The organism is Bradyrhizobium amphicarpaeae (genome assembly GCF_002266435.3).
Lineage (GTDB): Bacteria > Pseudomonadota > Alphaproteobacteria > Rhizobiales > Xanthobacteraceae > Bradyrhizobium > Bradyrhizobium amphicarpaeae.
In genome coordinates, this window is record NZ_CP029426.2 from 3,830,240 (window position 1) to 3,845,314 (window position 15,075).

Consider the following 15,075-nt stretch of genomic DNA (forward strand, 5'->3'; position numbering starts at 1 on the left):
TCCGCAAGGCCCCCTGCTGCCAGATGCCGCCAGCGCGCCAACAATCCGTTGACGATTCGCAACTGCCTCTGGAAATCCGCCCGCGTTCTTCCTACGTTCGCTGACAACCCCATCGGCGCCGATCCCGGTTCCGGGCGAAGCGCGCCTTTTTATTGGCGCGGTCGCGCACCCATGGGATTCCCTAGGGGCAACTCGGATGGATGAAGTGATCAAGGCGAAGCGCCAACAGCAGAACGCAGGCTCCAGCCGGCACGCAATTACGATCCGCGGCGCACGCGAGCACAACCTCAAGAACATCGACGTCGAGATTCCCCGCGACAAGCTGGTGGTGTTCACCGGCCTCTCCGGCTCCGGCAAATCGTCGCTCGCCTTCGACACCATCTATGCCGAGGGCCAGCGTCGCTACGTCGAATCGCTGTCGGCCTATGCCCGCCAGTTCCTCGAGATGATGCAGAAGCCGGACGTCGACCAGATCGACGGCCTGTCGCCGGCGATCTCGATCGAGCAGAAGACGACGTCGAAAAACCCGCGCTCCACCGTCGGCACCGTCACCGAGATCTACGACTACATGCGGCTGCTGTGGGCGCGCGTCGGCGTACCCTATTCGCCAGCCACCGGCCTGCCGATCGAGAGCCAGACCGTCTCGCAGATGGTCGACCGCGTGCTGACACTGCCCGAGGGCACCCGCCTCTATCTGCTCGCGCCCGTCGTGCGCGGCCGCAAGGGCGAGTATCGCAAGGAGCTCGCCGAATGGCTCAAGAAGGGCTTTCAGCGCGTCAAGATCGACGGCACCTTCCACGAGCTCGCGGAAGCGCCGACGCTCGACAAGAAATTCCCGCATGACATCGACGTCGTGGTCGATCGCATCGTGGTGCGCGCCGATATCGGCCAGCGCCTCGCCGAGAGTTTCGAGACCGCGCTGAAGCTCGCCGAAGGCCTTGCCGTCGTCGAGTTCGCCGACGCGCCGGCGGCCGCGCCCGCCGAGGAGAAAGAGAAAAAGAAGACCGCCAAGATCCACGACAAGAGCGGGCCCGAGCGGATCCTGTTCTCGGAGAAGTTCGCCTGCCCCGTCTCCGGCTTCACCATCCCCGAGGTCGAGCCGCGGCTGTTCTCGTTCAACAACCCCTACGGCGCCTGTCCGGCCTGCGGCGGCCTCGGCGTCGAGCAGCATGTCGACGAGGACCTCGTCATTCCCGACAAGGAGGCCGCCATCGGCAAGGGCGCGATTGCGCCCTGGGCCAAGTCGTCCTCGCCCTACTACACGCAGACGCTGACCGCGCTCGGCAAGCATTACAAGTTCACGCTGACCACCAGGTGGAAGGACCTGCCCAAGAAGACGCAGAACGCGATCCTCCACGGCTCCGGCGAGGACGAGATCAAGTTCTCCTACGAGGACGGAGTGCGCTCCTACGACACCAAGAAGCCGTTCGAGGGCGTCGTCACCAACATCAACCGCCGCTATCGCGAAACCGAGAGCGAATGGGCGCGCGAGGAGCTCGCGAAATATTTCCACGACGTGCCCTGCGAGGCGTGCCACGGCTTCCGCCTCAAGCCCGAGGCGCTCTGCGTCAAGATCGGCGGCAAGCACATCGGCGAGATCTCGGAGATGTCGGTGAAGGGCGCCGGCGCCTGGTTCGAGACCGTGCCTGAGGCGCTGAACACGCAGCAGAACGAGATCGCCGGCCGCATCCTGAAGGAGATCCGCGAGCGGCTCACCTTCCTGCTCGACGTCGGCCTCAACTATCTCACGCTATCCCGCTCCTCCGGCACGTTGTCCGGCGGCGAGAGCCAGCGTATCCGCCTCGCCTCGCAGATCGGTTCGGGCCTGACCGGTGTGCTCTACGTGCTGGACGAGCCCTCGATCGGCCTGCACCAGCGCGACAACGCCCGCCTGCTCGACACCCTGAAGCGGCTGCGCGACCTCGGCAACACCGTGATCGTGGTCGAGCATGACGAGGACGCCATCCTGCTCGCCGACCACGTCCTCGACATCGGCCCCGGCGCCGGCATGCATGGCGGCAACATCATCGCCGAAGGCACGCCCGCCGAGATCATGCGCAACCCGAAATCGCTGACCGGCAAATACCTGACCGGCGAGCTCGAGGTCGAGGTGCCCGAGCGCCGGCCGCCGAACCATCGCCGCACCATCAAGGTCGTCAACGCGCGCGGCAACAATCTCAAGAACGTCACGGCCGAAATTCCGCTCGGCCTGTTCACGGCAGTCACCGGCGTCTCCGGCGGCGGCAAGTCGACGCTGCTGATCGACACGCTTTACAAGGCGATCGCCCGCAAGCTGAACAATGCCAGCGAAGGCGCCGCGCCGCACGACCGCATCGAGGGCCTCGAGCACATCGACAAGATCATCGACATCGACCAGTCGCCGATCGGCCGCACCCCGCGCTCGAACCCCGCCACCTATACCGGCGCCTTCACGCCGATCCGCGAATGGTTCGCGGGCTTGCCGGAGTCCAAGGCCCGCGGCTACGAGCCCGGCCGGTTCTCCTTCAACGTCAAGGGCGGCCGCTGCGAGGCGTGCCAGGGCGACGGCGTCATCAAGATCGAGATGCACTTCCTGCCCGACGTCTACGTCACCTGCGACGTCTGCAAAGGCAAGCGCTACAACCGCGAGACGCTGGAGGTCCTGTTCAAGGGCAAAAGCATCGCCGACGTGCTCGACATGACCGTCGAGGAAGCCGCCGAGTTCTTCAAGGCGGTGCCGCGCGTGCGCGAGACGTTCCAGACCCTGCATCGCGTCGGCCTCGACTACATCCATGTCGGCCAGCAGGCGACCACGCTCTCCGGCGGCGAAGCGCAACGCGTCAAGCTCGCGAAAGAACTGTCCAAGCGCGCCACCGGCCGCACGCTCTACATCCTGGACGAGCCGACCACCGGCCTGCACTTCCACGACGTCAAGAAGCTGCTGGAGGTGCTGCACGAGCTGGTCGCGCAGGGCAACACCGTCGTCGTCATCGAGCACAATCTCGAAGTCATCAAGACGGCAGACTGGGTCATCGATCTCGGCCCCGAAGGCGGCGACGGCGGCGGCGAGATCGTCGCCTGGGGGCCGCCGGAAGATATCGCGAAGGCGCCGCGGAGCTATACGGGGAAATTCCTGGCGCCGGTGCTGGAGAAGGCCGGGAAGCTGAAGCGGAAGAGCGCGGCGAGCGAGGCGGCGGAGTAATTTGCAGATAAGATTCCGAGGTATCTGATGGCACGGTGGAGCAACAGGCAGGTAAAGAACTTTGCCGATGCAGCTCAATCCTTGAAGCTCTATAGGCGAGCAGAGCTGGTCGACGACGACACACAAAAGTCATTGATCGAGGATCTGTACGTAGACCCGCTCCCGGCCGACGGAATTCTCAACGCTCTTGTACGAGCGAACACTTCATTTTTGATCGGAAGAAAAGGCACCGGAAAATCAACAGTCTTCCAAAGGGCGCAGCACGAAATTCGTAAGCAAAAGGCGTCTATCTCAGCCTACCTCGACATTAAGACGATCTTCGAATCGTCTGACGTCGATCCGGTATTGTTGGACAAGCTCGGTCAACAACCATCCGCGTTACCGCCCGAGACCGTAAAGCAGTTCTTGCTATACGAGTCTTTCGTTCGCGCCGTTCTGCTCGAAATCCGGGCCGAAATGAAGAAGCAGATTGACGCGACCTTTCTCTCGCGGCTGCGAGAGAAACTGCTATCATCATCTACGGAGATTTTTGAAGCCCTCGATGAGCTAATCGAGAATACGCGCCAAGTCGCGTTCGCCGACATTACGGGCCAGCAGACCGTCACCGCAAAGAACGAACGACATCAAGAGGCTTCCAGCTCAACGAAGGCTAATGCAAAGCTCGCCGGAGGCATCAAGAATCAACTCCCATCCATAGACGTTGAGGTCGGCGCCAGCGGCGAGACAGCCGAAAAAGCGACCAGCAAGGCAGACGAAGAGTTTTCTCGGGTCTTGCTGCGGACATTTAACATCAAGGGCTTGATTGGAGAACTTGCCGACCTCCTCTCAGAGATCGGGATCACACGCCTCTATATCTTCATCGACGATTTTTCTGAATTGCCAGAAGATGCCATGGTCGTCTTTGTAGACTCCGTCTTGGCGCCTCTGAATAACTGGTCGAATGAGCTTATCAAATTCAAGGTTGCTGCGTATCCAGGTCGAATTTACTACGGTCAGATTGACAAGACCAAAATTGACGAACTCTACCTTGATCCCTTCAAGTTATACGGGACAAACGACGTCTCCAACATGGAGGAGAAGGCGATTGATTTTACTACACGGGTTGTAAACACGCGCCTCAAATATTTCTGCGATACGGACCTTGCTACCTTTTCCGATTCAGAGTTCCAGGAAATTACGAAGCATCTTTTCTTTGCGACCATGGGTAATCCCCGTAACCTTGGTCACATACTCTACAATCTGCACGAGTCCCACCTCGTCTATGACAAGGCTATCGGGACACGAGCTATTCGCGATGCTGCGCGGAAGTATTACGAAGAGAAGATCGAGCCATTCTTCGGAATCCAGAAATTCAGATTGGACACGTTTAAGGAACGATCATCGATCTTCAGCCTCAAGGAGCTTTTGGAGAAAATCGTCGTCAGAGCGCGGGAGCTGAGATCCTATCGGGAATCCACGGTCATGAAGACGATCTCAGGGCGCCCTCCAACGAGTCATTTTCACGTTCTAACTGAGTTTGACGCGCTGCTCTCGACACTGGAATTGAACTTCTTTCTCACAAAGTATTTTGAAATGAAGGACCGCGATGGCCGAAAGGTGTCAGTATTCGCACTGAACTTTGGACTCTGCGAGAAGCACTCGATTGAGTTTGGGCGCCCCGCTGGTAAGCGAGAGTATCGTCTGTACTTCGTTGAAAGGATCTTTGACGACACGTCGATCATCAAACAGTACCTCGAGCAAAACCAAGAAATAAAATGCCAGGATTGCGGAGCAATTTTTGGACTCGATAAGCTTGACGGCTTGAAACTTTATGGCATGTCTTGTCCTACCTGCCGAACTGGGACATGCGTAGTCACCAATCTTTCCAGGCGTTACGAAACAATCTTGGAAAACGTTCAGACAGAGTTATTGCTACCTGCGACCGAGCTTGGGATTCTCGAAACACTTCACAGTGAGGACAGAGATCTGGCTGCCGCTGAAATCGCCGCTGACCTAGATTGTTCCTACCAGCTCGTCGGTCGGCGAGGCAAGATTCTAGAAGAAAAAGGGCTAGTCGATCGACTAATGCAGCGCAATCGGAGACGCTTCCGCCTAACGGAGACCGCGAGAGGGGAATACTTCAGAGACAACGAATCCCGCGAGCTCGACCTGCCAGACGGCTAATGACGCTATAGGCGAACGAACGGGCTCGGTCGCATCGCAACATTCGGCCAATCCGCGAAATCGGATCAAGCGTTTGAAACCCTACTCCCTCGCCATCTTCGATCTCGACGGCACGCTGGCCGACAGCTTCCCCTGGTTCCTGCGTACCATCAACGACATCGCTGATCGCTTCAACTTTCGCCGGGTCGCCGATCAGGACATCGACGGGCTCCGGCATGCCTCCACGCGGGAGATCCTCTCCCGGCTCGAAGTCCCCTTGTGGAAGCTGCCGGCGATCGCGCGGCATGCGCGGCGGCTGAAGGCGGAGGCGGCTTCCGAGATCGCGCTGTTTGCGGGCGTCGAGACGATGCTGCGGACGCTGGCTGACAGCGGCGTGCAGCTCGCGCTGGTGACGTCCGACAGCGAGGCCAATGCGCGGGAGAAGCTTGGCCATGCCGCAACGTTCTTCCAGCATTTCGATTGCGCAGCATCGATCTTCGGCAAGCCCGCGAAATTTCGTCGGATCATTCGCCGCGCGGGCGTGGCGCCGGATAAGGTGATCGCGATCGGCGACGAGATCCGCGACATCGAGGCGGCGCGGGCCGTGGGCATCACCTGCGGTGCGGTGTGCTGGGGATATGCGGCCCCGGCGGCGCTGCGGGCGCTGGGGCCGGATTATGTGTTCGAGCGGATGGAGGAGATCGCGCCGACGCTCTGCCCAGGTGCCGTAGCCCGGATGAGCGCAGCGACATCCGGGAACGCCGGCGGGTGAGGATGGCGCTGCCCCGCATGTCGCTGCGCTCATGCGGGCTACAAGGAAGGCCCTACTCCGTCTTCCGCAAAAACGCCCCGAACGCCCTTGGGCCGTCACCGGTCTTGACCTCACCGATCACCTTCAGCTCGGCTGCGTCGATCATCACAAGCGTGTTGCTCTCCCAGCACGCCACGATGACGCGTTTGCCGTCGGCGGTGGCCGCGATGCCTTCGGGATAGTCGCCGACATTGATGCGCTTGACCGGCTTCAGGCTCGCCAGATCGAACACACTGACGGTGCCGCCATATTGGTCGGTGACGAAGCCGCGGCCCATCGTCAACGCCACCGCATAGGGGCGCATGCCCACCTTCACGCGGCCGATCTCGCGGCCTTCCGCAATGTCGATCACGGAGACGTCGTCGGAGCCGACATTGGCGGTGTAGGCGCGTCTTCCCTCGGCGTCGATGGTGACACCAAACGGACGGGTGCCGACCTTGATGGTCGTCTTGCGCTGGCGCGTCGCGGTGTCCACCACCGAGATGCTGTCGTCGTCGCGGTCCGCCGAAAGCAGCAGCTTGCCGTCGGGCGTCACCGCAAGGCCGGACGGCGAGGCGCCGACCGCGATGCTGGCGGTGACGCTGCGGCTCGCGGCGTCGATCACGCGCACCGCCGCCGCATACCAATCGGCGACATAGACCGTCTTGCCGTCGGGCGCCACGGCGATGCCGAGCGGCCCGCCGCCGACCTCGATGCGGCCGGCGATCTGCCGCGTTGCGGCGTTCACCACCGTCACCGCCTTGGCGTCCGGGCTCGTCACATAGGCGAAACGGCCGTCCGCGCTGACGGCTATTCCGGCCGGCTTGCCGCCGATCGGGATGGTCGCGGCGCTGCGCAGGGTACCGAGATCCACCACCATCAGATCGTCGCTGAGCTGGTTGGTGACGAACGCCTCCTCGGCGCGCGCGCCGCCGAGCCCGGCATGGCAAAGGCCGGCGAGCGCCGCCACAACCAGCGCCCGCAACACCTGCACCCGCACGATCAGCTGCCGCTCTCGATCTTCTTCTTCAGCGCCTCGAGGCCAGTCTTGTAGAGCCCGATCACCGCGGTCTTGGCGGCTTCGTCGTTCAGTTCCGGCGGCGGATCGTTGTTGGGAAAGCCGCGGTAAAACGCGCCGGCCCATTCCAGCTTCGACTTGCCGTCGGGAGCCGGCGACACCGTCAGCGTCGAGGAATAATTGGTCACCGGCAACACCTTCACGTCGACCTTGGTGATCCGGTACGAATAACTCAGCATGTCGGGCTCGTATTTGTAGAGTTCCTCCTCGACCGTCGCACCGCCCTGCAGCGTCAGCGTCCGCGTCGCGCCGACCTCATTGCCCTTCTCGCCACTGGTCTTGGTGACGGGCGGAAGCCAGCTCATGTCCTGGAAGTTGCGGATCGCGGCCCACACCTTGTCCTGCGGCGCGTTGATCTCGATGGATTCCCGCACCTTCTGACGGGTCGGCCCATGCGCCCAGGCCGGGGAAACAGCCGGCGCAAACGTCACCGTCAGAGCCGCTCCTGCCGCGGTCAGCACCGCAGCCACGACCATGCGTCGTCCCATCGTCACCCTCATCTCGTTTCCTCATACGTCCGTTGATCGTGCGCGGCTTGGTGCGCGCTGCGGTCATCCTATCGCATTTTGGGGCCGGGGGGAGACCGGTTCGTGGCTGGGTTGCGGCGGCCCGCGGCACGACCCACAACCCATTGCGCAGCCCGGTGGGCAAAACACCCATGGCAGGGTCAACGCGCCGCCGCAAAAATATTTCTCTTTATCAGAACTTCGGATTATCATATACGACACCCATCCCGTCCCGGGCCGAGGGGCGCATCGCGATCGTCACGAACGCGGGATGGGACGTGGTGGACGCGGGCTGCGTCGGCGCAAAGGGTGTTTGCAGGGCGGGTCACACCGTGAGCAGCAACCTATCGCGCACACGACCGGGGCAGCCTGCGTACGGCAAAATCGTGTGGTCCTGGCGCCCGCAGTCTGTGCGCCAAGTCTTGCGGTGATGTTGCGGCCCGACCGGGCGCGCGCATCAGCTATCCGACAAGGCGACGGGGGCAATAGCGCAACGCTCCCCGAGGAGAGCCCGACATAAGCCGTAAACCCACTGCGCAGGGAAGGCCGGATGTTTGGCTACACCTGTATGCCGCTGTGCAGCTTTTTAAGCACACGCTTTCGCACAGTGGACCGCGGGTGCCAGCCGGCACCCGGCCTTCCCTGCGCCCTCGGCACCTTTGAGGGCGGCGACGACAGCAAAGCTCGGGCACGATGTGCCGCGAGGATGGGAGCCTGTGTCAGACGTTCAACACCAGTCTCGTGCCCCGGACGCAGCGCAGCACGCAGTGATGCGCTGGAGAGCCGGGGCCCATGCAACAGCGCGACGTGCTGCCCCTGGGTCCCGGCTCTGCGCTGCAACGCTCGCGCATTGCAGCTTGTCCGGGACATGACAGCGACGCGCCCTCAAACCGACTCCCCTACTCCGCCAAAGTCGCTTCCACGAATCCGCGCGGATCGGCGCAGAACTCGCGCATAACCCGGTAATGATCCGTCTCCTCCACTGTCACCGGCTCGAGGCCGTACTTGGTCAGCCGCAGCAGCCGTGCGTTGGGATAGGCCATCAGCATCGGCGAATGGGTCGCCATGATGACCTGGCAATTGCCGGCGGAGTCCATGCGATGCAGAAGCTTCAGAAACTCCATCTGGCGCGCCGGCGACAACGCCGATTCCGGTTCGTCGAAGATGAAGATGCCTTGCTTCTGGCATCGCTCCTGGAAGAAGCGCAGAAAACCTTCGCCATGCGAGTAGGACAGAAAATCCGGCGGCATATTGGAGACTTCGTCGAGATATCTTGCAACGGAGAAGAAGGTCTCGGCGCGGAAGAACCAGCCGTTGGTGATCTTCGGCACCCAGCCGGCGCGAAGCGCGGCCGATAATTCGCCACCCATGATCTCGCGCGCATTGGAATGATCGACCGGGCGATAACCCTTGCCGCCGCCGGCATCGTCATAACCGGCGAGCGCTGCGATACCCTCCAGGATGGTCGATTTGCCGGTGCCGTTCTCGCCGACGATGATCGTGATCGCGGTATCGAAGCTCAGGTCGAATTCTTCGCTGAAGATCGGAAGACAGTACGGGTAGGCTTCCCAGTCCGGAACCAACGCGCGGTCGAGCCAGACGCGCCGGAGATAGGGAGCAGGCAGCCTGATGTCGCGCTGTCGCCCTCTCATCTCCACCGCTCCCTGCTCTGCCCAACAAACGCTTCCGAAAGAACGTATCAGGAACATTCTTTCGGAGGAAGGGATTTCTGTGATCTAGTCCAGCGCCTCCAGCACCAGCTCCATCGTCATCAGCACGGGATTGTCGCCGCGGACCAGGCGCCCCTCGGCGAGGCCGCCGGTGTAGTCGACCAGCGCGACGTCGAGCGCAGCTTCGAGCGCGCCGGAGGGCCCGGGCGCGATCAGACCGGCCGTCACCGCAAGCTCCGTCGCAAACGGCTCGGTCACGCCGCCATGGGTAAAGCGGGCTCCGATGGTCGAGCCGACGCCACCATGGATCTTCGCGCGCGCGACACCGTGCGCGCGGCAGAAGTCTTCGAGGCAACCGGCGAAATCCTGATTGGGACGCAGCCGCAGCGCGAAGGCGCGGCTCGTGGCGCGCGCGCCGGTGCGCGCAGCCGCCACCGGCCCGAACAGCTTGAAGTTGGTCTCAGGATCGGGCTCGGCGGTGAACATCGCGCCATCGAGGCCGAAGGCCTCGACCTCGAACGGTTCGGCGACGACAGTCTCGTCCGGCAGCATGTGGCCGCCGCTTGCCTTGCCGCCGGCCTCCGTCCAAAGCCCATGACAGTGAAAAAACGGCGCACCGTCGCGCGTGCCGAGCGTCATGCTGCCGAGCTTCGTTCGCGTCACGCCGCCCGGCCGATACGTATCGCTGTAGAACGCGGCGTTCTCACCGGTCTTCGACAGCGCCGGCATGACATAGGCGAACGGCCCGAGCGCGCCGTGCCGGAAGTTGACTACGCCGCCGGAAAAACCCTCCGCCGCAAAGCCGCGCCGCGCGGCTTCCAGCAACGGCAAACCTGCCTGAAGCGTGAACCCGAAGGCGCGCCCCCTCGCCTCCACCCATTGGATGCGTTCCGCGATGGCCGCGCCCGGCTGCTTGATACTCCGCATCGCCTGCGCTCAGCCCGTCTTCGTCTTGTCGAGATCGAGCAGACCGCGCGCCTCGAGTTCGTCGCGCACCATGCGTTTGGGGATCTTGCCATAGCCCGACTTCGGCAAAGCCTCCCAGAAAAAGAACCGCTTCGGCATCTTGTAGCGCGGCACCTTCGGCGACAGGAACGCCGCCATCTCGGCCTCGCTCACCGGCTTCGTACCTTCCCGCGCAACGCAAACCGCGACGCCGACCTCCCCCCAGGTCGCATCGGGTACGCCGAGCACGGCAACCTCGCCCACCGCGGGATGGGTCAGGATCTTCTCCTCGATCTCGCGCGGATAGATGTTGGAGCCGCCGGAGATGTACATGTCCGACGCGCGCCCCGTGATGTAGATGAACCCCTCCTCGTCCATGTGGCCGAGGTCGCCGGTGCGAAACCAGCCGTTGCGGAACGCCTTCGCATTGGCTTCGGGATTGTCGTAATAGCCTGCGAGCACCGCCGGCCCGATCACGCAGATCTCGCCGCTCTGGTTGGCCGCGAGCTCGCGGCCCTCGTCGTCCTGGATCGAGACCTGCATGCCGGTGCGCTCGAAGCCGCAGGTGCCGATCTTCGCGTGCGGGCCGTCCTCGGGATCGTGCAGCGCCGCCGGCAGCACCGTGATGTTGCCGGTGACCTCGCCGAGGCCGAAATACTGCACGATGACCTTGCCGAGCTTTTTCAGCGCGGTCTTCTGGTCCTCACGATACATCGGCGCGCCCGCATAGATCACGTGACGCAGCGAGGAATGATCGAATTTGTCGACGGCGGGGTGCTCGACCATCATCTTCAGGATCGTCGGCACGGTAAACAGATTGGCGACGCGATGCTTCTCGATCAGGCGGAACGCCTCGTTGATGTCGAACTTTTCGCTCGGCAGCAACACGGTGCAGACGCCGCGCGCGGTCTGCACCAGCTGATGCACGCCCGCGCCATGCGACAGCGGCGCCACCACCAGCGAGGCGTCGTCCTCGGTGACGCCTGGCGTCAGATCGGCGAGATGGTTGGTGACGACAAAACCCATCTGGCCGTGGGTCAGCACCGCGGCCTTGGAGCGGCCGGTGGTGCCCGAGGTGAAGAAGAACCAGCAGGGATCGTCGTGTTCGACATCGACGTTCGCGACGTTGGCGCCAGCCTGCGAGGCAATGGCATCGGCAACCGAGCGCTCGCCGAACGAAGCCTTGCCGTCGACGCTCCAGGTGAACTCCAGCGCGCCGCCCTTCACGGCTGCCGCGTGCTCGGGAAAATCGACATGGCACAGGAACGCCTTGGCGCCGGAAGCCTCTGCGAGATAGGTGACCTCATCCGGCATCAGGCGAAAATTGGTGGGCACCCAGACCGCGCCGAGCCGGAACGCCGCGAACATCGAGACAAACATCTCGTCGCCATTCTTGGAATGAACCAGGATGCGATCGCCCTTGGCGATGCCGCGCGCGGCGAGCGCCGCCGCCAGCGCCGAGACCTGCGCATCGATCTCGCGCCAGCTCCAGGATCTGTCACCCCAGACGAAACCGGGACGCGCGCCATGCCGCCGCGCGTTCTGGGTCAGCATGTAAGCGAGATTCATGACGCGGCGGGACATGCGCAGGGGCTGCATCGGGCTTCCTCTTGGGGGGCGGACGGCGCGCTGGCCGCCGGCTCATTGCAGCCCATTTATCGCCATCGCCCGCGCCCCTGCAAGTCTGCCGGATGCACGGCTCCCCTACGGCTGCCTGAACGCAAACGGCGTCGCTGTGATCGTCTGCTTCTTGACGCAGGCCTGCGCGCCAAAACCGCCGCAAAGACTGCCGTGCAGATCGAACCGGATAATACGCGCGGCCCCGCGCTTCACCGACGGCGGCATGATCTTGTAGCTGCGGACATGGCCGTCGAACACCTCGCGAGCGCTGCCATCGGGCAACGTCACCACGATCTTGATGACGCAGCCCCCGGTTCCGCAATAAGTGGTCTCGCGGTCTCCACATTTGGTGTCCCGGAAATCGACGATGTAGTCGTCGCGGCCGTCACCGGTGAGATCGATCCTGCGTACCGTATCGGGCGCAAAGGTCACCTCGCCACCGTCCTGGCCGGTGCATTCGTCATTGGCGTAGCGCAGCGCCTTCTGCACGCCCGGCGGATAGTCGGACGGATTGAACGGCTTGGCATCCTCCGCACGCGCGGCGGAGACGAACAGAGCGAGCAGAAACATCAAATAGCGCATGCGCGTTTGTCGCCGGCGCGGTCGCCATCGTTCAGGGAATTTTAAGCACGATCGGCGCACCCTCGCCCAATTCTCGCGTACAGAGTGCCGCATCATGGTCAAAGCGCCCGCCTTCCTTCTGTTGTCGCTGGCGCTCGCCGGATGTGCCGTGGCGCCGCATGCGCATCTAGCCTCCGATCCCGCCTTCAAGCCTGCACGTTATGCCTGGGATGGCGCGGGCGAGGATCCCAATCGGCCGCGCGCAGCCTCACGACCAACACGGGCCGCGGCCCGATCCGAGCCCGATAGATCGCAAGCCGGGCTGCAGCCCCGTTCGAAGGAATGGTGGCAGGCGCAGGACGCCAGCGAGGCCGAGCAGGACGCCAGGGTCAACCGCTCCCTGGTCATCTGCCGGGGATGCCTGCGCGCGCCGCAGCAGCCCGACGATTCCAGGCTCGCCAAAGCAGCCGATTGAGCAGACGGCCTTATTGCAGCGCTCCGAGCTTCCGCAACGAGTGTTGCGCGGACGCCAGGCCGGGCTTCAGCTCCAGCGCCTTCCTGAAATCGGCGATCGCGCCCTGCTTGTCGCCCAGCCGCAAACGGGCCTGCCCGCGATTGTTCCAGGAATAAACGTCGGAGGGATCGTACAACAGCGCCTTGTCGTAGTCGGACAGGCCGCCCCTGTTGTCGCCCTGGTAGAGGCGGATCATGCCGCGATTGCGCCAGCCGCGCGCGTCGGTCGGCGCGACGCGGATCGCCTCGCCATAGTCCGCGGCGGCACGGTCGAGCTGCTCGCTGTCCCGGTAGACGTTGCCGCGATCGATGTAAGCGAGCAGATCGGGCGCGAGCTTGATCCGCGTCGTATAGTCGGCGAGCGCATGGACCATGTCGCGCTTGCGGTAATAGACGAGGCCGCGATTGCTGTAGGCCATTGCGTAGTTCGGGTCGCGCTTGATCGCCGAATCGAAATCGGCCAAGGCGCCGTCGAGGTCGCCCTTGTTGAAGCGGGACTCGCCGCGATTGCTGTAGGCCAGCGCCAGCGACGGATCGAGCTTGATGGCCTGGTCGTAATCGGCAATGGCGCGATCATAATCGCGCTTGAAGCTGTAGACGCGACCGCGATTATTGTAGGCGCAGGCATAGTCTGGATCGAGCCTGACGGCTTCGTCGAGATCGGACAGCGCAGCATCGAGCTCGCGCTTCTCGGTGAGACCATGCCCCCGATTGCAATAGGCACCGGCGAGCCGCTTGCCGATCTCGCTCCCGGTGTCGATCACGGTGGAGCATGCCTTGACCCGCTGGTCCGGCGTGCTGGTCAGCCCCACGCAGGCCTCCCAGGCCGGACCGCCCTCGGCCGCAGCCGGCACCGTCGCGGTCAGCGCGGCGAGCAGCACCATGAGACTGAGCCGGGCACGCATTTTGCGGATATCTCCCCTGCAGCAACCTTCCTTGGTCGCACCTTGGCAATGGCCGGTTCAGGCGCCTAGATCAGAGCAACGCAGCACGTCGGAAGGATCTTGCATGGTGGCATCGGTACGCGACAACAAGGACAGCAGCCGCTTCGAGCTCGATGTCGGCGGCGACGTCGCCTTCGCCAATTACCGGCTGACCCCGACGGCGGTCATCATCACCCATACCGAAACGCCGCGTGCGCTACGCGGTCGCGGCATCGGCTCCGAGCTGGTGAAAGGCGCGCTGGAGCTAATCCGCCGCGACGGCAAGAAGGTGATCGCGGGATGCGGCTTCGTGGTCGACTATCTCGAGCGGCATCCGGAGGATGCGGATCTCGTCGCCTGAAAGCAAAAGGGCCCGCGACAGGCGCGGGCCCTTGCGATCGCTTCGCAGCGACCGATCTGTCAGTGCTTGATCTCCGGCGGCAGCTTGCCGCCATTGGCGGCGAGCTTGGACATCACCTGCTTGTGCAGCCAGACGTTCATGCTGGCCGAGTCGTTCATGTCGCCGGTGTAGCCGAGCTCCTTGGCAAGGTCCTTGCGCGCAGCGAGGCTGGAATCGATGTCGAGCGCCTTCATGAGGTCGACGATCGAGGTACGCCATTCCAGCTTCTCGCCCTTGTGCGCGGCCACCGCCTTGTCGACGATAGCCGCCACGTCGACCGCGGCCATGGGCGCGCCGCCCGGTGCCGAAGCGTCCGGCGCGGCTCCAGCGGGCGACGCTGCGCCACCGGCGGGCGCGGCGGAAGCCGGCTGGGTACCAAAGATCGCGCTCATGATTTTCCCGAAAATGCTCATATCTGCTCCCCGAAAAGGATCCGTTGGAAGGGCCTTGAGTGGCACTTATAGACGAAGTTCCTGCGTTGCGCCCGCGCGTTCTGCGAACCATCGACCAGCATCAGCTTATGTGCGGCGAAATGACGGCCGAATGACATCGTCGAGGTTGCGATGCGGCATCGAATCTCACCCAAGCGTGAGGGACAGGACTCGGAAATCGGCGTACGCTTCGGCTTCAGCTCGCGATGCCATCCGGAATTCGCGTCTGGTTGGGATCGCGGGACTTCAGAGAATGGCGGCTGCTCGCGCCGTTTGCCGGCGCCGGATTCGGCCGCTCGGCAAGGGAGCTAGCGA

General features: G+C 63.3%; 13 protein-coding genes. 5 read left to right on the forward strand and 8 right to left on the reverse strand.

Annotated elements, in window-relative coordinates; all coding sequences use genetic code 11:
• The first annotated feature begins 196 nt into the window (after positions 1 to 196).
• The 3 genes from uvrA to CIT40_RS17815 all read left to right on the forward strand — a co-directional run bounded on the left by uvrA (position 197) and on the right by CIT40_RS17815 (position 6,095).
• Entirely contained in the window at positions 197 to 3,181 is a 2,985-nt protein-coding gene (gene uvrA, locus CIT40_RS17805; protein WP_094890403.1) for an excinuclease ABC subunit UvrA, read from the forward strand.
• A 27-nt stretch (positions 3,182 to 3,208) separates the two neighbouring features.
• Entirely contained in the window at positions 3,209 to 5,344 is a 2,136-nt protein-coding gene (locus CIT40_RS17810; RefSeq protein ID WP_094890404.1) for a methyltransferase family protein, read from the forward strand.
• 73 nt (positions 5,345 to 5,417) lie between these two features.
• The gene (locus CIT40_RS17815; RefSeq protein ID WP_162307546.1) at positions 5,418 to 6,095 is read left to right on the forward strand and encodes an HAD family hydrolase; all 678 of its coding nucleotides are present in this window, start codon (positions 5,418 to 5,420) and stop codon (positions 6,093 to 6,095) included.
• Positions 6,096 to 6,147: 52 nt separating this feature from the next.
• Here the strand turns inward: CIT40_RS17815 and CIT40_RS17820 are convergent, their stop codons facing one another.
• From CIT40_RS17820 to CIT40_RS17845, 6 genes are all read right to left on the reverse strand, one after another.
• A complete protein-coding gene (locus CIT40_RS17820; protein ID WP_094890526.1) occupies positions 6,148 to 7,098 on the reverse strand; it encodes a YVTN family beta-propeller repeat protein in 951 nt (316 codons plus the stop codon).
• Positions 7,099 to 7,115: 17 nt separating this feature from the next.
• Positions 7,116 to 7,691, reverse strand: coding sequence for an SRPBCC family protein (locus CIT40_RS17825; protein WP_094890406.1), 576 nt, complete (start codon positions 7,689 to 7,691; stop codon positions 7,116 to 7,118).
• A gap of 905 nt (positions 7,692 to 8,596) precedes the next feature.
• Positions 8,597 to 9,349 carry an AAA family ATPase gene (locus CIT40_RS17830; RefSeq protein ID WP_094890407.1) on the reverse strand — a complete coding sequence of 251 codons (753 nt, stop codon included), beginning with the start codon at positions 9,347 to 9,349 and terminating at the stop codon, positions 8,597 to 8,599.
• 84 nt (positions 9,350 to 9,433) lie between these two features.
• Positions 9,434 to 10,294, reverse strand: coding sequence for a PCC domain-containing protein (locus CIT40_RS17835; protein WP_094890408.1), 861 nt, complete (start codon positions 10,292 to 10,294; stop codon positions 9,434 to 9,436).
• A gap of 9 nt (positions 10,295 to 10,303) precedes the next feature.
• Positions 10,304 to 11,911, reverse strand: coding sequence for an acyl-CoA synthetase (locus tag CIT40_RS17840; RefSeq protein ID WP_094890409.1), 1,608 nt, complete (start codon positions 11,909 to 11,911; stop codon positions 10,304 to 10,306).
• A 105-nt stretch (positions 11,912 to 12,016) separates the two neighbouring features.
• Positions 12,017 to 12,514 (reverse strand): hypothetical protein, encoded by a 498-nt coding sequence (locus CIT40_RS17845; RefSeq protein WP_162307547.1) that lies wholly within the window; start codon positions 12,512 to 12,514, stop codon positions 12,017 to 12,019.
• Between the two features lie 94 nt (positions 12,515 to 12,608).
• Here CIT40_RS17845 and CIT40_RS17850 point away from each other — a divergent pair, with 94 nt between their 5' ends.
• On the forward strand, positions 12,609 to 12,968 hold the full coding sequence (locus tag CIT40_RS17850; protein WP_094890411.1) for a hypothetical protein: 360 nt from the start codon (positions 12,609 to 12,611) through the stop codon (positions 12,966 to 12,968).
• A gap of 10 nt (positions 12,969 to 12,978) precedes the next feature.
• Here CIT40_RS17850 and CIT40_RS17855 read toward each other — a convergent pair whose 3' ends face one another.
• A complete protein-coding gene (locus tag CIT40_RS17855; protein WP_094890412.1) occupies positions 12,979 to 13,911 on the reverse strand; it encodes a tetratricopeptide repeat protein in 933 nt (310 codons plus the stop codon).
• A gap of 103 nt (positions 13,912 to 14,014) precedes the next feature.
• Here CIT40_RS17855 and CIT40_RS17860 point away from each other — a divergent pair, with 103 nt between their 5' ends.
• Positions 14,015 to 14,290 (forward strand): GNAT family N-acetyltransferase, encoded by a 276-nt coding sequence (locus tag CIT40_RS17860; RefSeq protein ID WP_094890413.1) that lies wholly within the window; start codon positions 14,015 to 14,017, stop codon positions 14,288 to 14,290.
• A gap of 59 nt (positions 14,291 to 14,349) precedes the next feature.
• Here CIT40_RS17860 and CIT40_RS17865 read toward each other — a convergent pair whose 3' ends face one another.
• A complete protein-coding gene (locus CIT40_RS17865; protein ID WP_162307548.1) occupies positions 14,350 to 14,742 on the reverse strand; it encodes a DUF3597 domain-containing protein in 393 nt (130 codons plus the stop codon).
• Positions 14,743 to 15,075 lie beyond the last annotated feature (333 nt).